Here is a 21,433-nt window from a genome sequence, read left to right as displayed (position 1 = left end):
AATCGAGTGAGATGTGCGAGACAGAAGAAATATCATACGGTGCGAGAAGTGTAGCGATATGAACGGAAATCAGTTAATATTCTCTTTTGAAAATTAGAGATATCACTGTTCTCTTCGCGAATTTTGGGAAGACAGGAATGATGAAATTGTCCTAAACAAGAATTGTATAGTTAATCCTGGCGGAAAATCTTTTCTAAAAATGGATAAAGGGGAATGTCATCTAGTTGAGAGTTTTAATAACAGGTGGATATGGTTTTATTGGTTCTCATGTAGCAGATCGATATTTTAAAGAAGGCTATGATGTTTTTATACTGGATGATTTATCTACAGGTCAAAAAGAGAATATAACATTCAAGCATAAGGGTTATATTCTTTCGGTGGAGGACTCAAAATGCGAAGAAATCTTCCGTGCCTATCATTTCGATGTGGTCGTTCATTTGGCTGCACAGGTCAGTGTATCAAAATCGCTTATCAATCCAAAGCGAGACACTGAGATTAACGCTGTAGGATTAGTCAATATTTTATCTTTATCTCAAAAATATCATGCGGGCAAATTTATATTTGCATCCTCAGCTGCTGTATATGGAATGAACGAGCAGATACCACTGCAAGAAAGTGATTTATGCAATCCTATCTCACCTTATGGAATAAGTAAATGGCTAGGAGAATCATATTGTGAAAAATGGCGAGAACTTTATAGCTATGAAAGTGTAGTCTTGCGATTTTCTAATGTGTATGGTCCCCGCCAAAGCGACAAAGGGGAAGGTGGGGTAATCTCTATTTTCTTAGATAGAGCATTAGAGGGAGAAAATTTAGAAATATTTGGTGATGGTGAACAAACAAGAGATTTCATCTATGTTGGAGATGTGGCAGATGCGATTTATCGAGTAGCTAACTCCCATTTAAATGGAATCTATAATTTATCTACAAATAGTGAAATTAGTATAAATGAGCTGGTAGATTTGATGAAGGAGCTTCATGGGGAAATGGAAGTCACCTATGGATCAGCAAAGGATGGCGACATTTATCGTTCATCGTTATGTAATGAAAAGCTAGTGAACGCTTTAGACTGGAGTCCTATGTATAGCATGAGACGGGGATTAGAACAGACATATGAGTGGATGGAAGATAAAAAAATAAAGCAGAAAACAGAAAATGCAAGCTTATCCCCTAAGAAATTTAGTGGTTTTTACAAAAAGTTCCAACCATATATAGAAAATGGATTAGTATTCTTTTTAATCGCGTGGTTAACTCTTACTAATCAGGTCAGTGTTTTGAATATAGCAGACTTTTCCCTGTTTTATATTATGATCATCGGCGTTATTTATGGGAACAGGCAGTCTATTATAGCTGTGTGCCTCTCTATCGGTCTCCTTATCTTTGAAAAATTATTAGAAGGAAGGGAGATAATTTCTTTAACCTACGATACCTCTTTCCTCTTCCAAGTAGCACTCTTTTTATCCATGGGACTAATAGTAGGCTATTCAATTGAACGAAAGAATAATTTAATAAAAAAACAAAAAAGTCTTTTGGACGATCAGGAATCTCGCTATTCCTTTTTAAATGACATGCACACTGAGTTGAGAGAGGTAAAAAAGGAATTACAGCTACGTATATTGAACACAGGAGACGGCCTCGGAAAAATGCATTATCTCCTGAAAGAGCTTGATACATTGGATTCAGAAAAAATATATGTCAATAGTATTAGTGTGCTACAAAAAATGTTGAAAGCTAAGTCAGTGTCTATCTATAAGTTTTCAAATGATAAATCCTCCTTAAGATTAGTTACTCATTTAAATTCTTTTGAACTACCAACGACCCTAAATGTGCATGAGGAAGACTATGTGCAGCAAGTAATAGGTAAGCAAAATATCTTTGTAAATAAAAAACTCCTTCCGCAAACTCCCTTAATGGCTGCGTGCCTTTCAGATGGAGAAGAAAAACTAGCACTTATTACAATTGATGGAATAGACTTTGAGCATATTTCTCTTTATCATGAAAACCTCTTTAAAATTGTGACAGAAATAATTGAAACTGCATTAATAAAGGCAAAGCGTTTTCAAGAGCTTACAGAGGATGATCGTTTTGTTTCGCAAACCTCTGTATTAATAGAACATATTTTTGAAGAAATTTTAAAAGCTAAAAAAGTAGCCTTTTCAAAATATCAAGTTCCTTATCTCCTTCTAGAAGTGCTTGCTGATGAGGAATCCTTCATTTCATATGCAAATGAAATATCAAAAGAAATAGAGGAAACAGACTATATAGGGGCAAGCAAGGACCATGGTTTATTCGTTCTGCTTTCTAACACGACTAAGCAAGCAGGTCAGCATGTATTATCAAGGTTGAGTGAAAAAGGAATTGTATGGAAGTTAGTTGAGGGAGAGCTTTAATATGATTTACACATATTTGGTTTACGTTATTTTGTCAGCAATAGCTCTCTTTTTTCTCACTAAGAAAAATAGGAAGGAATGGTTGTTAAAACTAACTCTTGTTAGCTTCCTTCCTATTATAGGTTGGCTATTGCCAATTCAATGGCCTAAAAGAGCGATAGAGAATAAGGGAACAGAATTCAGTGATTATATCGATAATCTAAACGAGGATATTGCCTTAAACATATCATCTTTTCAAGAAATAATAGATAGAGAAAAGATATTAGATATTGTCCCAATCGAAGACGCCTTAGTAATAAGTGATTATGCAGCTAGAAGGAAAGTGATGATCAATGTTTTAAAAGAAGACCCCCTGGAGCATATAGAAGTTATTAAAACCGCAGTGCTGAATGAGGATACAGAAACCTCTCATTATGCGGTTACCGCTGTGATGGAAGTCAAACGAAAGCTATCTATCTCTATTTTTGAGTTGGCAGAGATTTATAACAGTAATAAGCAGGACTTCCTCACTAGCACATTCTATAAAAAGGCGATTAAAGCATATATGAATACTGGATTTTTGGATGATCTGACACTAGGAAAATATAAGTATTTATATATTGAGGTGTTAGACCAACTAATTCTTAATCATGTTGCAAATGAACAAATATACAAGGAAAAATTTAAAGCAGAGCTACAGATGCAGGAATATAGCGCTGCAGAAAAAACATGTAAAGATTATTTAAAAAAATTCTCAACATCTGAAGAGCCTTATATTTGTCTCATTGAATTATATTACACGACAAAATCTACAAGGAAATTGCAGGAAACCTTAGTTCGTTTAAAAAACACGACTATCCCATTTTCAAATAGGGGACTCACCATTGTCAGGTATTGGTCGGAAGGATTTGAATATGAAACCAGAACAAAACTTCTCTAAAAAAATATATGCCATTTTCTTGGTAGTTTTACTATTTGGTTTAATGCTCCAATTCGCACATTCCAAGTTCATCTTACAATTTCAACAGAATCAAACTCTTATAAAGGAAAAAGAAGAGATATTGAAGAACAGGTCTGCCCAACAACGGCCTGCATATAGTGGAAATACTTATTGTGTTATATATGATGCAGCTGATAATTATAGCAATAAATTAAAGGACAATGCAGTTCGATCTCTGGAATATATGAAAAAGAAAACAGTAGTAGTAAGTGTAGATGATAAACCAGAAGAATTAACGAATTGTGATGTAGTAATTTTGGCAACTGATAAAATACGACATTTAGGTAGTGTAGAAGAAGTAGAGGAGTATGTTGAGAAGGGTGGCTATATTCTTTTCATGTCAGTTCTAGAGCCAGATAACAATTACAAAATTTTATATCGGAAATTTGGTGTTGCCTCTTTTGCTAATTATACAAACACAAAGGGTATTAAGCTAACCTCAAATGTGTTGATAGGAGAGAAGAATCTTACTATAAATGATGGTTTCATTTCTAATACCTCTTTGAGCATATCGCTGGATGATGAAGCAGAACTGTTAGCTAAAAGCTATGAGGATGTTCCGTTGCTCTGGAGGACGAATTATGGTGAAGGGGCATTTATGAGTTTTAACGGAACCCTGCTTCAGGAAAAGATAAATCGTGGATTTTTTGTTGGGGCATTGAGCTTGCTGGAACCTGATTTTATTTATCCTATTTTTAATCTTAAAGTATTTTTTATCGATGACTTTCCAGCCCCAATTGTTAGAGGAACCACCGATGTTATCTATGATGAATATAAAACCGACATTCCTACTTTTTATCAGGAAATATGGTGGCCTGATATGTTGAAGACAGCAAGAGATTATAACCTCAAATATACCGGGGCGATTATTGAAACCTACAACGATCGAGTAGAACCTCCGTTTGACAATATAGATGATAAGGACACACATTATTTAATATCCTATGGACGGGAGCTGTTAGACGGTGGAGGAGAATTAGGGTTTCATGGCTATAATCATCAATCTTTAGTGATGGATAAAGATATTTCTAAAATATACGGATATAAGGAATGGAAAAAGAAATCAGACATGATTAAATCCATACAGGAGCTTGTTACCTATACTAAAACTGCTTTTCCCGAATATACAGTTACCTCCTATGTCCCTCCCTCCAATACACTTTCCCCTGAAGGGAGAGAGGCTCTGAAGGTTGGTTGGAAAGACTTAACGGTTATCTCTTCCTTATATCCACAGGATGGGGAAGGAGTAGCATATGTACAAGAATTTGAGATAGCAGAAGATGGAATAATTGAGATGCCACGAGCAACCTCTGGTTATTTCGAAAAGATTTATGATCGGTGGGCAGAAGCAAATACAATGACAGGAGTAGGGGTGTTTTCTCACTTTGTTCATCCAGATGATGTGATTAGCGAGGATCGTAGTAACAATATGGGGTGGGAACAAAACTATGAGCTTTTTAAGGAGTACATGAGTCGGGTTCAGCAAACCTATCCATGGATTAGAGCCTTGCCTGCAACAGAGGCGGCGTTAGATATGGCGAAGAGTATTTACTCTAATGTTACTTGGAGTCAAAGTAATTCTAGTATAGAAGGCCATGTCTCCAATTACCGTTCCGAAACCTTTTACGTATTCAGGACGACAAGTGAAATAGGGAGCTTAACTAACTGCACCGTTTCAGAAATTGACGAACACACATATTTAGTTACAGCTAAAGCTGCTAATTTCAAAATAGAACTGGAGGGAGCTTAAACATGAGAATATGTCTGATAGCCGAAGGGTCATATCCTTATGTAAATGGAGGGGTATCTAGCTGGATTCATAGTCTCATCACAGAGATGCAGGAGCATGAATTTATCATTTATGCCATTGGAGCAGAGATGAAACAAAAAGGGAAATATAAATACACTCTCCCTCCTAATTTAATAGAGGTCAAAGAAGTTTTTTTAGACGAGTATGTGTATGAGGATAAAAAATGGGGGAAAAGCTACAAGCTTTCGATGGAAGAAAAGAATAATTTAGTTTCTCTTATTAGTGGAAGCAAAGATTTGAATTGGGGTAAATTATTTGATTTGCTCAGTAGTAAAAAATTTGAGAACGTCGGGCAGTTTCTTTCCAGTAAGGACTACTTCGATTTAATTGAATTTTTAGCAGAGGACCAGTATAGTCGTGTTCCTTTTACCGAGTTATTTTGGACTGTGAGATCCATGATCCTGCCATTGTTTTTAACTATTCGTCATGACATTCCAGAGGCGGACTTATATCATGCAGTATCAACAGGCTACGCAGGAGTCATTGGTACGTTAGCGAAGCATACTTACCAAAAGCCTCTCTTGCTTACAGAGCACGGCATTTATTCGCGAGAAAGAGAAGAAGAAATTATTAAAGCAGATTGGGTAAAGGGATACTTCAAGGATTTATGGATTAATCATTTTTATACATTATCTAACTCCATTTACGAGGCGTCTGACCAGGTCATTACATTATTCGATCGCAACAAGGAAATAGAAGTGGAGCTAGGATGTCCGGAAGAAAAGATACGGATTATCCCAAATGGAGTAGAAATATCTAACTATAGTAATCTTCAGCCAGCAGTAAATGACAATGTCCTCCGAATAGGGGCAATAGTCCGTTTAGTGCCAATTAAAGACATCAAGACAATGATTCAAAGCTTTGGACTAGTTGAGAAGGAACTATCTAATGTGGAGTTATTTATCCTAGGGCCTACCGATGAGGATGAAATCTATTATAAGGAATGTCTTCAAATGGTGAGTGCATCAGGTATTAAAAGAATCACCTTCACGGGCATGGTAGATGTGAAAGAGTATTTAGGGAAAATGGATATTATGCTATTAACAAGCATAAGCGAGGGGCAGCCGCTAGCCATTTTAGAGGGATTAGCAAGTAAAAAGCCATTCGTTGTAACGAATGTCGGAGGCTGCAAGGAATTAATAGTAGGCGGTAGGGGAGACACCTACGGCCAAGCCGGCTTTATAGCATCAGTGATGAATTATGAAGAAATAGCCAGCTATATTCTGCAGCTTTGTAAGAACAAGAGATTGAGAGAAACAATGGGGGCGAATGGCTTTAACCGAGTTCAAAACAAATACAAGCGAAGCAGCTTTATCGCAGGCTACCGAGATTTATATCTGTCAGTAGGAGGGAGTGCTACATGGCAGGCATAGGATTTGAGCTAAGAAAGCTATTTAAAGAGGAAGGTATTGTTCAAAATATTAAAGCCTATGGGTATTCCTCCTTTACTACAATTGGACCCATGATTCTTTGTATTATTTTAGTGTTCATTCAGCAAAATATGATCACGAAAAGCGGTGGTAAGTCGTTCGACAATGAATTGTTCATCTCTACGATGACCTACTGTTTTATCTTTTCAATTCTAGTGACATCTGGATTTTCTATGGTGTTAACTAGATTCATAGCAGATAGAATCTATGAACGGAAGCTAAGTGATATAATTTCGTCTTTTTATGGAGCGCTTATTATTATGTTACCGGTAGGGGGAATTATTGCAGCTGTATTCCTTTACGGAGTATCAGCAGGTCTGGGATATAAAATAGCGGCCTATTTATTTTTTGTAGAACTGGTCATTGTTTGGGTGCTGGGTGTATATCTCTCTGCCTTAAAGGATTATAAGCGAATTGTTAGGAGCTTTACTATTGCAATTCTCACATCCATTGCCGTTAGTTATTTGCTTTTCGTTTTCACGGAGATCAACACAACAACCACTGCATTAATCGGAATGGATATAGGCTTTGGTATTTTAGTAGGAATGTCTATGTACCATTTTGAACAGGTGTTTCCAAGAGATGAGGAGAATAACTATTTTTACTTTCTATCCTATTTTAAAAAGTTCCCGGCTGTTTTTTTCAGTGGAATCTTCTTATATTCCAGTGTATATATTCATAATATTATTTATTGGATTTTTTCAGATAGTCGTATATTGATAGCGGATAAGTTTCTATTAATGCCTTTTTATGATTTACCTGTATTTTATGCATATTTAACGGTGGTACCTTCCCTAATCATGTTTGTCGTTATTGTAGAAACAGATTTTTATGAAAAATTCTTAAGTTTTTATAAAAATATTATAGATGGTGGGACTTATAAAAGTATCCATCTATCGAAAAAAGAGATGCAGGATGTATTGTATTTAAGAATTGGATTTGTAGTAGAGGTACAGCTTGTATTTTCGGCGTTGTCTATTGCGCTAGGATTAATCTATCTTCCAAGGATAGGATTTTCTATGGAGCAGCTAGATTTGTTTATCTTTTTATGCTTAAGCTATTTCTTTTACATGATTGGCTTCATTGTAATACATGCGCTCATGTATTTTGATGATCGTAGGGGTGTATTATGGATCAGCGCTATATTGTTCTTCTCCAATGCTATCCTCACATTTTTCTCGTTGAACTTAGGGATAGATGGATTAGGGATATTTATCGCTGCGTTTGTGACGCTTGTGGTCGGACTTTTGAGGCTACGCTATGTTCTTTCTAATCTTTATTATTACACGTTTTGCTCTCAGCCTTTAACCTTAGAGAATAAAAAGCCTAAAGTGTCCAAAAGTATTGTAATGATGCTACTGAGTGTTTCCATTATATTAGCAGGCTGCACGGCTACAGAGGGTGAACAAGTAGAGGTAAATGTTGAACAAACTCCTACATTAGCTCAGACCAACATAGAGAATCCAAAGCTAGTAGAAGATAAGAGGCTGTATGAAAGAGATACAGATAACTCTATTAAATCTCTGTATATAACCGTTTTGCCGGAGGATAAGTCGAAAGAAGATATAGTGGACTGGTATAGTTTAAATAGGATAAGGGACCGGTACAGTGAAGAAAAATTAGATATTATCTTTGCAGAAGGAACAGAAGACGGAGAAGGATCGAAGGAAGGAATGTTCGGACACGGCACAGCAGAGGCCAATGGAAATATCAGTTTAAGAGGGAATACAGCGAGATACTCCGCTCAGAAATCCTATAAAATTAAACTATACGATAATGCTGGTTTATGGCAAGACCAGCGTATTATCAATTTAAATAAGCATGTTTTGGATCCGAGTCGCTTAAGAAATAAATTGAGCTTTGATTTGATGGAACAAATACCCAATTTAACTAGCCTTCGCACCCAATTTGTACGTCTATATGTGAAGGACCTAACAGCAGGGAAAAATGCTACATACAAGGACTACGGCTTATATACACATGTGGAACAGCCAAATGAGATGTTTTTAAAAAACCATTGGCTAGATCCAAATGGTCAGCTATACAAAGTTAATTTCTTTGAATTTGGGCAATATCCACAACAAATTAAGTCACAGAATGACCCAGACTATGACAAAAAAGCGTTTGAAACAATATTGGAGATAAAAGGAAGAGAAGAGCATGACAAATTAATTAAAATGTTAAATGACGTGAATAATACGAATATCCCGATAGAAGAAACGATGGAGAAGCACTTTGATTTGGACAATTTTTTAACCTGGACCGCAGTAAATATTTTAATGGACAATATGGATACCGATGCTAACAACTTCTATTTATATTCCCCTTTAAACTCGGAGAAGTGGTACCTACTTCCATGGGATTACGACGGAGCCTGGGAGTTTCAAAGAGAAAATAATTATATAAGACCTTATCAGGCCGGTATCAGTAATTTTTGGGGAATAACCTTGCATAATCGCTATTTCCGAACAGAAAAGAACGTGCAACAGCTTACCGATAAGTTGGAGGAACTTTCGATGGTTATTAATGAGAAAACTGTGGAAAAGCAAATAAATGAATATGCAGATTTAGTAAAGCCTTTTTTATACAGAGATCCGGACATAAAATTTCTCCCTGAACTAAATACTAGCTTTGAAGAGGAACTTATGAAGATAAGGGAAACACCAGAAAGGTCTATGGAAAGATATTTAGAAGACCTGCAGAAACCAAAACCCTTTTTTATGAACGAAGTAGAAACGACAAACTCAGAGCTGTTGTTCTCCTGGCAAATATCATATGACCTTCAAATGGATGACCTCTTCTATAAAGTTACTGTAGCAAAAGACCCCAATTTTACAGAAATTGTAGAAGTAAAAGATAATATTCGTGAAAACTTTTATACAATGAAAAAACCAGAAGATGGACTTTACTTTTGGGAGGTAACAGCTTCAGATTCAAAAGGGAACGTTCAGAGCTCTTTTGAAATGTATATAGATCCAGAAGGAAATGAGTATTTTGGGTTTAGAGAATTCGAGGTGGACTAATGGCTATTGCAAACAAGAGATTTCGACATGAGATGAAGTACTATTTAAACGTATTCGATTATCTGGCCCTTCGACAGAAGGTATCATCGATTCTTTCACTTGATAAAAATTCAATCAGTCCTAATGGTTATGGAATACGGAGCTTATATTTTGATGGGATCCATAATCACTCCCTCTACGATAAAAACAATGGAGTTTTTAATAGAGAGAAGTATCGTATAAGAATTTACAACGAAAGCAAGGAAAAAATCAGCCTGGAAAGAAAGAGCAAGTATGGTGATTTCATATGTAAAGAATCGGCACCTCTTTCACTACGAGAATATGAGGCAATTCTAGCTGGCGAAGTAGACGTACTTGCCAATAAGGACAATGCACTGTTAAAGGATTTTTATATGGCATTGAAATACAGAGGATTTAGAGCAAACGCCATCGTAGATTATATTCGTGAGGCATATGTGTACGAGCCAGGAAATGTGCGGATAACATTCGACAAAAGACTTGCAGCAGGCGTGAACACGGTTGATCTATTTGACCCTAATATCATTTTAGAGGAGCCTCTACACCCGGAGCAAACCATTTTAGAAGTGAAATTCGATCATTTTCTCCCGGACAACATCCGCCAGCTAGTACAGCCAGAAAGATTCGTCCGCTCCGCTATATCCAAATATGTCATTTGTAGAGAAGTAAACTTTTTGCATTTTAAGTAGTAAAAATTAAGAATAATCTCCACTAGCATAGCTCGAGCAGGTTGTTTTCTGCTCAGGCTAATGCAATATTTTATATCAATTAAAATAAGTAGCCGAGGAGTAGAATGATGAATGATACTGTAAATTTTCAAGACGTTATAAAAAAGAGCGTTCTTCATCTCGAATCATTTCGTAGTGTTTCCTATATTGATATTTTTCTAGGCCTAGCCTGTTCTTTTGTTATTGGCATGTTCATCTACTGGATATATAAGAAATTTTTTCGAGGTGTCGTATATAGCTATAACTACAATGTCTCTTTTGTTTTAATGACGATGATTACCTCTCTAATTATCATGACAATTAGTACTAACATTATTCTATCGCTCGGAATGGTAGGGGCACTAAGCATAGTCCGTTTCAGAACAGCCGTAAAAGATCCTTTAGATATTGTCTATATGTTTTGGGCGATAGCTGCAGGAATTGCAACAGGAGCAAAAATGTACCCATTAGCGATTATAGGTTCCCTAGCATTTGGTATCACCATCGCATGGCTTTCCAAAAAGAAAGTAAGGCACCAAGCATATTTACTAGTCATTAGGTACACAGACGACGCAACCTATCAGATCCGTGCAGAGCTAAAAAGCTTAGGAGCTAAACTCAAATCCAAATCCGTCCGCAATAACTTCACCGAACAAACAGTAGAAATCAATCTAAAAGACGACAACACAGCCTTCATGAAAACCATAGGGGACATAGAAGGCGTCATCGAATGCTCCTTAGTCAACTACACCGGAGACTATGCACAATAATTAGTACAGACTTGTTTTTTATGAGTTTTGTTTTGTTACAGGTGCCTGGCACCTGTAACAAAACTCCACAACCTATTATCTGTACAAACTAGCCAATCTAAGTGGAAACACTCCAACTAGATTGGCTTTTTTCAATAACGAAGGTGTTACTGGTGCCAGGCACCTGTAACAATATGTATATAATAATTCACCCATAAAAACTACTAAAAACAAATAAAAATACAATTGACTTTATATTTATACATAGTTATAATATTGCTAACAAATGGTAAGAGGTGAGTGCATGAAGGTAGGTATTATTGGAGCAACAGGGTACGGTGGGCTTGAGTTAGTTCGTTTCTTACATAATCATCCTGAAGTGGAAGTCGTTGATCTGTTCTCTTCATCCGAACAGGGTATACATTTTTCGGATAAATATTCACATTTAATGAATATTCATGATCAGCCCCTTCTAGAAATTGAGTCTGATAGATTAGCAGAGTACGATGTTTTGTTTACGAGTACACCCTCAGGGGTCTCCTCAACTCTGTTACCACAGCTTATCGGTAAAAAGCCGAAGCTGATCGATCTATCAGGTGATTTTCGTCTAAAGGATTTAGCTGCATACGAGCAATGGTATAAAAAATCTCCAGCTCCCGCTGCTGCAGTAGAACAAAGCGTATACGGATTAACCGAATGGAATACACCAGCCATTGCAGAAGCACAGCTTATCGCCAACCCCGGATGCTATCCGACAGCTGTCCTGCTTTCTTTACTACCGCTTATCAAAGGAAATCTGATCGACGCAAATCATCTCATCATTGACGCAAAAAGCGGGATTTCTGGAGCAGGCAACAAGCCGAGCCAGATGACGCATTACAGCGAGACAAATGAAAATACAGCGATCTACAAGCTGCACGGGCATCAGCATATCCCAGAAATCGAGCAGGCGATTCAAATGTTCGCAAACCAATCGGCACCAATCACCTTCACTACGCACCTTGTACCGATGACGAGAGGAATCCTCGCAACAAGCTATGCACCGGTAAACGCTGGCATCACAGAGGCAGACCTAGTCAACGCCCTACAGGAGACATATGCCGGCCATCCATTCGTACGAATCATAAAAGAAACCAATAAATTCGGCACAAACCAAGTGTATGGATCTAACTATTGTGATATTCACGTAAAAGTAGACTCGCGCACGAACCGAGCAACAATCGTCTCGGTCATCGACAATCTAGTCAAGGGTGCAGCCGGGCAGGCTATTCAAAACATGAACGTCCAATTCAATCTCAACCAAACGACCGGACTATCGCTCGTTCCATTATTCATTTAAAAGGAGGAAACCCCATGTTGACAGAAACAATGACGATGAAGCGCATCACCTACAAGAACATCGCTTCACCAAAAGGTTTCAAGGCGACCGGCATCCACTGCGGCGTTAAGCACAAGAAAAAAGACTTAGCCCTACTCACAAGTGAGGTGCCCGCAAGTGTTGCTGGGGTTTTCACAACGAACGCAGTCCAAGGAGCGCCACTCATCGTCACGAAAGAAGTCGTATACACCACACAGAAAATGCAAGCACTCATCGTGAACTCAGGAATCGCAAACTCCTGCACAGGAAAGCAAGGCTTAATCGATGCCTACACGATGCAGGAAAAAACAGCGGAAAAGCTTGGCATTAACCCAAACCTAGTCGGAGTTGCCTCCACTGGCGTCATCGGTGAAATGATGAAAATGGAGCCGGTCCTAGCGGGAATCAAACACCTCGAGCCAATCGACGAGCTAGAAGGGGCTATCAATTTCTCCCAGGCGATCATGACAACCGATACAGTCACTAAGGACACTTCCTACAAAACCGTCATCGATGGCAAGGAAGTCATTATAGCAGGGACTGCCAAGGGCTCAGGTATGATCGAGCCTAACATGGCGACTATGTTTGCGTTCATTACGACAGACGCCAATATCGAATCAACCCACCTGCAGGATGCACTAAAATCCATCACAGATGTTACTTTCAACTCCATAACAGTAGACGGCGACACATCCACGAACGATATGGTAGTAGTAATGGCGAACGGCTTAGCGGAAAACAATCCATTGACTCCACTTCATCCAGACTGGGATAACTTCGTCCAAACGCTTCATACCGTGGCATTGGATTTAGCTAAAATGATTGCAAAAGACGGAGAAGGAGCTACCAAATTGATTGAGGTAGAAGTTAAGGGTGCGGTCAACGATGAGGAGGCGCGTAAAATTGCCAAGACGGTCGTAGGCTCACCGCTAGTTAAAACTGCGGTTTTCGGCAGTGATGCCAACTGGGGCAGATTGATTTGTGCAGTTGGTTACAGTGGTGCAACGATAGATCCGAACGCTATTAAGATTTCAATCGGTCCAACACCGGTTGTAGAAAATGGGGAGCCTGTCCCATTCTCTGAAGAAGTAACGATGCTTTATTTAAAGCAAGCAGAAGTGAAATTTTTAATCGAACTGAACCAAGGGGAAGGCCAAGGAACTGCATGGGGGTGTGATTTGACTTATGACTACGTTCAAATCAATGCAACCTATCGTTCCTGATCGCATCGTTATTAAGCTTGGAGGCAGTATGCTGGAAGGGTTAAATGAACAGTTTTTCAAAAACTTCAAAAAGCTACAAGCTGAGGGCAATGAAATCATAATCGTCCACGGCGGTGGTCCAGCTATCAACAAAGCACTAGCAGACAAGGCAGTAGCTTCCACTACTATTAATGGCTTCCGAGTAACTTCCGAGGAAGCGGTAGACATTGTCCAATGCACACTCGTCGGCAAGGTCAATCCAGCCCTAGTGCTCCAGCTCAATCAAAACGGGATAGCAGCTGTAGGCTTGAGCGGCTATGATGGCAATCTACTCGAATGCGACTTCTTAGACAAGGAGACTTACGGCTTCGTCGGGGAAATAAAAAAAGTAAACACCGGTATACTGGAAACACTGCTTGTAAACGGTATTACACCAATCATTTCCTGTATTGGCTGCCTACCAGACGCAACACCACTCAATATAAATGCAGACACAGTAGCAAGTAAGATTGCTTTAGCAATCAAAGCAGATTGCCTGCTGCTCGTAACAGATACACCAGGTATCAAAATCAACGGAGAAGTCCAAGAGGTCGTGCAAACACCCTCTATCAAGGAATGGATAGCATCCGAAGACATATATGGCGGGATGATTCCTAAAGTGACTGCAGCTATGGAATGTCTAAAAGAAGGCATTCCGTCCGTCAAAATTGTAGATGAAAAGCTAAACGGCACAACGATAGTTCATCAGGAGGTTTTTGCATGAGTTCTCTTTTTCCAAACTACGCCCGACGCCCCGTACATTTAATAGAAGGAAAGGGCACAATCGTCACTGATGATCAGGGCAAAAAATACTTGGATTTCACTAGTGGCATAGCGGTGCTCAGCCTAGGGCATGCGCACCCTGCCATTGTAAAAGCAATCCAAGAGCAAAGCGAAAAGCTTTGGCACACATCCAATTTATTCGAAAGTAAAAAGCAAGAGCAGCTTGCTAGCACTCTAATAGAAGGAACTCACTTTTCCCATGCTTTTTTCTGCAATAGTGGAGCCGAGGCAAACGAAGCTGCCATCAAGCTAGCCCGTAAGCATACAGGCAAGCACACGATCATTACCTTCGAGAACTCTTTCCACGGCAGAACATTTGGAGCAATGTCCGCAACTGGTCAGGAAAAAGTACGTCAGGGCTTCGGTCCAGTGCTAGAGACATTCAAAACTGTGCCATTCAATAATGTGGAGCAGTTAGAGGCTTCTATCGATGAAGAGGTCGGTGCGATCATGCTGGAGGTTATCCAAGGAGAAGGGGGAGTCAACAAAGTTACCCCTGAATTCGCCGAAGCAATCTCTAATATATGTGAATCCAAGGGAATACTATTGATTGTAGATGAGGTCCAAACAGGCATCGGCCGAACAGGTACCCGCTACGCCTACGAGCAAACCGTCTTAAAGCCTGATATTATGACACTGGCAAAAGGTCTTGGCGGTGGTTTTCCAATCGGCGCTATGGTAGGAACAAGTGAACTAGGAGAAACATTTAGTCCAGGAACACATGGCACAACGTTCGGAGGCAACCCATTAGCAGTCACAGTTGCACAAGCAGTCCTAGAAAATGTATTTGAATTGAAGTTTTTAGACGAGGTTAATAAAAAGTCGGAGTATCTTATGCATAAACTAAACGAAACTCAGCCAGCCTACGAGATAGTTGGTGCTGGCTTATTACTAGGACTCGTCTGTGAAGACGAAGCGGCACCATACATAACCAAAGCAGAAAAAGCCGGACTTCTATTAGTAGGAGCAGGACCAAACGTCATTCGTCTGCTACCACCTTTAACAGTAACTCGTGACGAAATCGATCAAGCAGTAGAAATCCTATCTAGCATCCTAAACTAAATAAACTTGAATTAAAGCGCTCAGCGAACCGCTATTCACAAATCATGGACCACTCTTTAATAGAGGGGTTCTTTTTGTGTTTCCACCTTTATATAGAAGAAAAGCTAGATTTCAATAGTATTACAGGTGTCTAGCCCTTGTAATAATTACTAAATATAAAGGAGCTTACTATATAAATAAAGCAATATCGTTTGGAATCTTACCAAATTGATAAATCTTTCATACTAAGTCTAACATCCTACTATTTCAAGTATTTTACAGGTGTTTTACAAGAAGAAGAGCTATATTACAATGGAATAAGAGTCTCGTTTTCCATTATAAGTAATTAATTGATATCTATTATACTATCCAATTGAATCATATAATTATTAATCTAATATAGGGATTATGGTTAAAAATGGTTTAAATATAGAAAACTACTAAAGGTCATCGCACAAAAAGATAACCAGAAAATAGAAAAGCATCGACCCAATATGAGGTCGATGCTTCTTTTTAGAATGGAAATTATATTTGTCTCATAAAATAAGAAAAGAAGCATCCGAAGATCAGATGCTTCTTTTCTTGAGCGATAAAACGAAGGAAGTAGAAGGCTGCACACTAATCAATGTACAAACAAGTTTACGGCGTTACACATCTATAAGTAACCTTCTATACTGTACATCATAACATATATTTGGAAAAATGCACGCCTTTTTCTAAAAAATATAAAATTATTTTTTTAATCAGACTTATCCTAATAAATGGGAGGTAACAGAAATCTATCAAACTATATTGTAAAAAGAAAAAATTCTAAAAAAGACTAGCATAAATGGTAATGTTACTGTATTATGGAAAGTGTAATGAAGTCACTGGTGCTTTCATAACATCATTCTTTAAAAAAACTGGTAAACTTTCTATATTATTGGTTGATTTTAGTATAAGAGTTGGGTATACTCATATATTGTTAGGGTGATGATAATGGACGCGATCAGGCGACCGCATTTACACACTACAAAAAAAGCAACACACAAGCGAAGGGAGATCACAAGTTTATGAAGAAAAAAGCTATTAAAATTGCAGCTTCAACTGCAGTAGCAGCTTCAGCATTCGTTGCAGCAGCACCAGCTCAACAAGCAGATGCAGCAACAAACGTAAATCAATTAATCACAGACGCACAAAATGCAGGTACAGTTCTTAAGTGGGCTATTTCAGTAGAGGGTTCTGCTAACTTTGTAGATCGTCCATACGATCACTACAATGCAGCTAAAAAAGCAATTGCTAATGCAGAAAAAGCTGCTGCAAAACTTTCTGGATCTGAAAAATTAAGCACTGACGCAAAACTTGTTGAACCAAAACTACAAGTTAAACGCGCTGGAGCTTACATTGATGCAATCACTTCAAGTGAAAAAATTAAAACTTTAACAGCTGGCTTAGATGCAGCTATTAAAACTAACGATATCGAAAAAGTAGAAGCAGCTTACCATACTGCAACTGCAGAGTACCGTAAACAAGCAGCTCTTTTAGATCGCGTATACGGACAATCCACACGTGATGAAATCCGTAACAAAGTAAAACCATCTATCGAAAAATTAGTTGCAGACGTGAAAAATGATGTTACTGTTAACATGCTTGCAAAATCTGCAGCATTAGATGTTAAAGCTTCAAAATTTGAAGAAGCATCTAAAAAATTAGCTGATGCACAAGCAATCTTAGATGCTAATATCCTTAAATGGGAAACTTCTCTTCAAAAATCTGTTGAGGATGTAGCAACTTCTATGCCATTACAAGTTTTAACTGTTTCTCGTGTAAACGACACGAAAGTAACAGTTAATTTTACTAAAGCAGTTGACACAGCGGTTGCAACTAGTGACTTCGTATTTGATAATAGCTTAGTGGTAACTGAGGCAGTTTTATCATCTGATAAAAAGTCTGCAGTTTTAACAACTACTAAACAAGTTGCCTCTAAAACTTACAAATTAACTTATCGTGGAGCGGAAACTGGTAAATCATTTACTACTCCAGCATCTCCAACTGAGAATAATTTAGTAGTAGACGCTAAAGATACAGTTGATTTAGAAAAAGGTTCTACTCGTACTTATACTGTATCCGTTAAAGATGCAAACGGTCGTCCGTACACAGGTAATGTAAACATACAATTGTTTACAAAAGAAGATGGTACTGGTGCAGTGACTGCTGGTAATTCATACATTTCAAATATTGATGGTGCAAACAAGGCTGCTGATACTGGTCATTCGGCTGTTCCAGTAACAGTTGGTGCAGATGGCAAGGTAGTGTTTGTAGTAACAGCTGCTAACGCGTCTGGCTTATCAAATGTAGTATATCCTGTAATTACACGTACAGATGATGATTTTGATATTATCGCTGGTGGTACTATTTCTCATGTAGCAGCTACTGATGCTCAGTATTCTTTTGTATTTGGTGATGGAGACTTTGACGCACTAAACAAAACAAATGACTTTGTTGTTGCTAATACATCAGCTACTACAGATTTTAAATTAAACTACGATGCTAATGATCAATTCTTTATTGAAGGTAAGCCAGCTACGCTTGAAGAGTTTGAAGCTGCTCTAAATGCAGAAGATCAAGTAGAAGTAGATTATAAAGCTACAAAAGCTTCAACTTCTGTTTGGAGCATTATTGAAGATGCAAATGTTGCTAATTCATTAACAGTAGATAAATTCGGTGGTACAAAAGCTTATACAGTTGATAGTAATTCAGTTCTATTAACAGGTAAAGGTCAACCAGGAAGTAAAGTATATGTATTCGAAAGTGCAGACTCTACTTATGACTTTAATGCTGACGCGGTTGTAGCTGGACCAGTTACTGTTAAACCTGATGGCACTTGGTCAACAAATGTTGCGACAGTAACTCAAAATGCTAGTAACAACTTTATAGTTGCTCAAGTAGTTGCAGGTTCTAAGTTGTCCGATCTTGATGGTGGTGTTGATGCAGATGCTCATATAGAATATACTTCTGCAATTAATTATGGACTATTTACAGCATCTAAAATTGAGATTACAGATAACGGTAATGATCAATTAGGAATCAATGATACTTTAACATTCACATTTAATAATGCTGCCTTTAACCATGATTTTAAATCTCCAACAAAAGCTACTATTGTTGTAGATGATACAACTGGAGACACGGCTACATTAACTGTAGAACGTACTGCAGCAGGTGTCCTAACTATCACAGATATTAAGAAAACAGCTGGTTTTGATGGAACTGTTACAGGTGGAGAATTTATTATTAAATCTGTATCTGGTTTAGTAAACCAAGATGGATTAACATTCAAAACTGCAGATAAAACTCAAACTACAGTAGTAAATTATTTAGCTGAATAATACAGTTATATTCCTAAATAATATAAACTGTAATTTTTAACAAAAAACTCTTGATTATATTATAATCAAGAGTTTTTTTGTACGACTACTTGGCAGAGTAAAAAGTGTAGCCAAAGGCTAGAGTATTAATATGATAGAGAACTATTACGATGAAATTTGGAATATTTTAAAATACTTGATTTAAGTGCATATGGTTTAAATTTCACTAATTTAATAAATGTAAACTGTAATCAATATTAAAAAGGAGAAATATTCATGCAAAATAAAATAGCAAAATTATTGATACCAAGCTTGATAGTCGTTTCTTTAATTCTGGCATTGCCACCTAACAAGTCAAAAGCAGCTAGTAACATTGATCAACTAATGACGAACGTTCAAAATTCAAGTACTGTTTTAAAATGGGCAATCTCAATAGAAGGTTCGGCTGATGGGGTCACTCAGCCGTGGAGTCAATATAATGAAGCAAAAGCTGCTATCGCAAATGCAGAGAAAGAAATAAAAAAGCTAAGCTTTTCCGAACAGTTGAAATATGATCTTAGATTGACAGAAGCAAAAACACAATTAAAAAGAGCGCAGGGATACTTAGATGCCATTACTGCTAGCACCAAAATTAACGATAAAACAATTGCACTTTCAGCAGCTGTTTCAGCAAATAATCTTGGTTTAGTGGAAAAGTCATATCATGAAATGACTGCAGAATTTCGCAAACAAACGATTTTATTAGATCGAGTTTATGGACAATCTACTCGTGATAGAATTCGAAACGTAGTTAAGGGTCCTGCCGAGAAGCTGATTAATGAATTGAAAAATGATGTAACCGTTCATATGCTAACTAAAGGAGCTGCTGAAGATATTAGATTATCTAGACAAGCAGAAGCAGCTAGAAAAATATATGAAGCTCAAGCGATATTAGATGCCAATGTTCTGAAATGGGAAAGTAGACTGCAAAGTAGCTTAACCTCCGTGACAAATGCATTGCCTATCGAAATTACCTCCATCACTAGAATAGATAATACAACACTTAATTTAAAGTTGAATAGAGCTATTTCATCAGTTAGAAATTCAGAATTTACTGCCGATAATTCTTTGTTAATCACTAATGCTACTTTAAGCAGAGATGGGTTGACGGTAACCTTAACCACATCTGCTCAAACCCCTAGTGTGATGTATTCAGTAAAGTATAAGGGAAGTACAGTTAGCTTTATTGCACCGGGAACCATCATTCCAATTCAAATGGGTAATTCAACAATTCAACATAGAGACACTACAGAAGTATTAGCATTAACTGGCACATTTTCTGGTTATGGATATAGTACAGTTAAAGTTGATATCCCCACTGGATTAAAAGTACTTACAATTAACGGGATAGAAAATAACATTACTGGAGCTAAAAGTGTAAACGTAATACCTGATAAAAATGGTACTATTAACATTACCTTTACAGCGGGCAACGTAAATACACCAGCATTAGACAAAGTAATTATCTTTAATAGATTAGAAAATAATAGAGTAGCTGACACACAAACATCACCTACTTTAAACTTCTATGCACCTGCCAAAACAGGTACTATATCAAATAAAGCAGTTCGTTATATAGACTATACTAATAATTACTTTGTAACCTCAGACGGCTTAAAATATATTTTGAAGGGTTACACAGATACTTATAAAAATGAAGATGTAGCGGTATCTTTAGATACTTTTAAAGCTGCATTGAATATTGAAGATATTGTAAACGGTAATTATCAAACAAATTCATCATCTTCTTTCAATATATCGGTAAATCACTACTCAGTACCGTTAATGTTGGATACTAAATTTGTTTCTAAAAATTCCTCTGGCTACCGCATGATAGGTAATCAAATTGAATTGTCTGGGACAGGTCAGCCTAACTATGAGGTATTCTTCTTTAAGAGTACAGGTGCATTCCTTGGTAAGGTGAAAATGGGTTCTGCGGGAACTTGGAAATACAATACTAGTATTGAGCAGAGTGCTATAAATGATATATATATAGTTCAACAGCCGGCAGGGAAAACAACTCCAACTTTTAATAGTGGAATGTTATTCAGAGTAATTGAAGGACCTTTTAATCTACAGTCGGTCTCTGAGGGCAAAACAGAGAACGGAAATATTACTGATGAAGAATTGGAGTTTACAGTTGCACCAATCTCTCGTAATAATTCAATAGTTTTTAGAGACAACGCTGTAATAGCTAGCTCAGCATATATTACTTTAAAAGACGAAGATGGAACAACCGTTCAATACAGTAATAGTAATAATAAGAACGGTAACTTATTCTCCAAAACTACTAACGGTTTCAAAGTGAAAATTGGAGCAACAGAAGAGGATAAGTCAGCTGGTGAAGTTATTAATGAAGGAACAGAATCAGGCTTACAAGGACCTTTAGAAGTAGTTGCAGTCGGTGGTGTATCGAATTCCTATGATTTCGAAATAAAAATGCCTTCAAAATTAATAATAACTAAATATTAAAAAATCAACGCCTCCAAAGATAATAATCTTTGGAGTTTTTTTATATT

At 37.5% G+C, this 21,433-nt stretch carries 13 protein-coding genes; all 13 read left to right on the top strand.

The genetic code is table 11. From position 1 onward, the window contains the following. Nucleotides 1–224 precede the first annotated feature (224 nt). The 13 genes from MKX96_RS16220 to MKX96_RS16160 all read left to right on the top strand — a co-directional run bounded on the left by MKX96_RS16220 (nt 225) and on the right by MKX96_RS16160 (nt 21,386). Nucleotides 225–2,390, top strand: coding sequence for an NAD-dependent epimerase/dehydratase family protein (locus MKX96_RS16220; protein ID WP_340885300.1), 2,166 nt, complete (start codon nt 225–227; stop codon nt 2,388–2,390). 1 nt (nt 2,391) lies between these two features. Beyond that, nucleotides 2,392–3,309: a hypothetical protein gene (locus tag MKX96_RS16215; protein ID WP_340885298.1), complete on the top strand. Its 918-nt coding sequence runs from the start codon at nt 2,392–2,394 to the stop codon at nt 3,307–3,309. Continuing rightward, on the top strand, nt 3,284–5,119 hold the full coding sequence (locus MKX96_RS16210; RefSeq protein ID WP_340885296.1) for a DUF2194 domain-containing protein: 1,836 nt from the start codon (nt 3,284–3,286) through the stop codon (nt 5,117–5,119). The genes MKX96_RS16215 and MKX96_RS16210 overlap by 26 nt, the downstream gene beginning before the upstream one ends. Nucleotides 5,120–5,121: 2 nt before the next feature. Then, nucleotides 5,122–6,552 (top strand): GT4 family glycosyltransferase PelF, encoded by a 1,431-nt coding sequence (pelF, locus tag MKX96_RS16205; protein ID WP_340885294.1) that lies wholly within the window; start codon nt 5,122–5,124, stop codon nt 6,550–6,552. Next, nucleotides 6,540–9,632, top strand: coding sequence for an exopolysaccharide Pel transporter PelG (gene pelG, locus MKX96_RS16200; protein WP_340885292.1), 3,093 nt, complete (start codon nt 6,540–6,542; stop codon nt 9,630–9,632). The genes pelF and pelG overlap by 13 nt, the downstream gene beginning before the upstream one ends. Further along, nucleotides 9,632–10,339 carry a polyphosphate polymerase domain-containing protein gene (locus tag MKX96_RS16195; RefSeq protein WP_340885290.1) on the top strand — a complete coding sequence of 236 codons (708 nt, stop codon included), beginning with the start codon at nt 9,632–9,634 and terminating at the stop codon, nt 10,337–10,339. The genes pelG and MKX96_RS16195 overlap by 1 nt, the downstream gene beginning before the upstream one ends. A gap of 107 nt (nt 10,340–10,446) precedes the next feature. Further along, on the top strand, nt 10,447–11,127 hold the full coding sequence (locus MKX96_RS16190; RefSeq protein ID WP_340885288.1) for a DUF4956 domain-containing protein: 681 nt from the start codon (nt 10,447–10,449) through the stop codon (nt 11,125–11,127). A gap of 283 nt (nt 11,128–11,410) precedes the next feature. Beyond that, nucleotides 11,411–12,445 (top strand): N-acetyl-gamma-glutamyl-phosphate reductase, encoded by a 1,035-nt coding sequence (gene argC / locus MKX96_RS16185; RefSeq protein WP_340885286.1) that lies wholly within the window; start codon nt 11,411–11,413, stop codon nt 12,443–12,445. A gap of 14 nt (nt 12,446–12,459) precedes the next feature. Next, nucleotides 12,460–13,686 carry a bifunctional ornithine acetyltransferase/N-acetylglutamate synthase gene (gene argJ, locus MKX96_RS16180; RefSeq protein ID WP_340885284.1) on the top strand — a complete coding sequence of 409 codons (1,227 nt, stop codon included), beginning with the start codon at nt 12,460–12,462 and terminating at the stop codon, nt 13,684–13,686. Then, nucleotides 13,649–14,428, top strand: coding sequence for an acetylglutamate kinase (gene argB / locus MKX96_RS16175; RefSeq protein ID WP_340885281.1), 780 nt, complete (start codon nt 13,649–13,651; stop codon nt 14,426–14,428). The genes argJ and argB overlap by 38 nt, the downstream gene beginning before the upstream one ends. After that, nucleotides 14,425–15,549, top strand: coding sequence for an acetylornithine transaminase (locus MKX96_RS16170; protein ID WP_340885278.1), 1,125 nt, complete (start codon nt 14,425–14,427; stop codon nt 15,547–15,549). Before argB ends, MKX96_RS16170 begins: the two co-directional genes overlap by 4 nt. Nucleotides 15,550–16,580: 1,031 nt before the next feature. Next, nucleotides 16,581–18,896 carry a hypothetical protein gene (locus tag MKX96_RS16165; RefSeq protein ID WP_340885276.1) on the top strand — a complete coding sequence of 772 codons (2,316 nt, stop codon included), beginning with the start codon at nt 16,581–16,583 and terminating at the stop codon, nt 18,894–18,896. Between the two features lie 255 nt (nt 18,897–19,151). Next, nucleotides 19,152–21,386 carry a hypothetical protein gene (locus MKX96_RS16160; protein WP_340885273.1) on the top strand — a complete coding sequence of 745 codons (2,235 nt, stop codon included), beginning with the start codon at nt 19,152–19,154 and terminating at the stop codon, nt 21,384–21,386. The last annotated feature ends 47 nt before the right edge of the window (nt 21,387–21,433 follow it).

It is taken from the genome of Psychrobacillus sp. FSL W7-1493 (assembly GCF_038004905.1).
In the GTDB taxonomy this organism is placed as follows: Bacteria; Bacillota; Bacilli; order Bacillales_A; family Planococcaceae; genus Psychrobacillus.
This window is presented reverse-complemented; position numbering and strand designations above follow the sequence as displayed.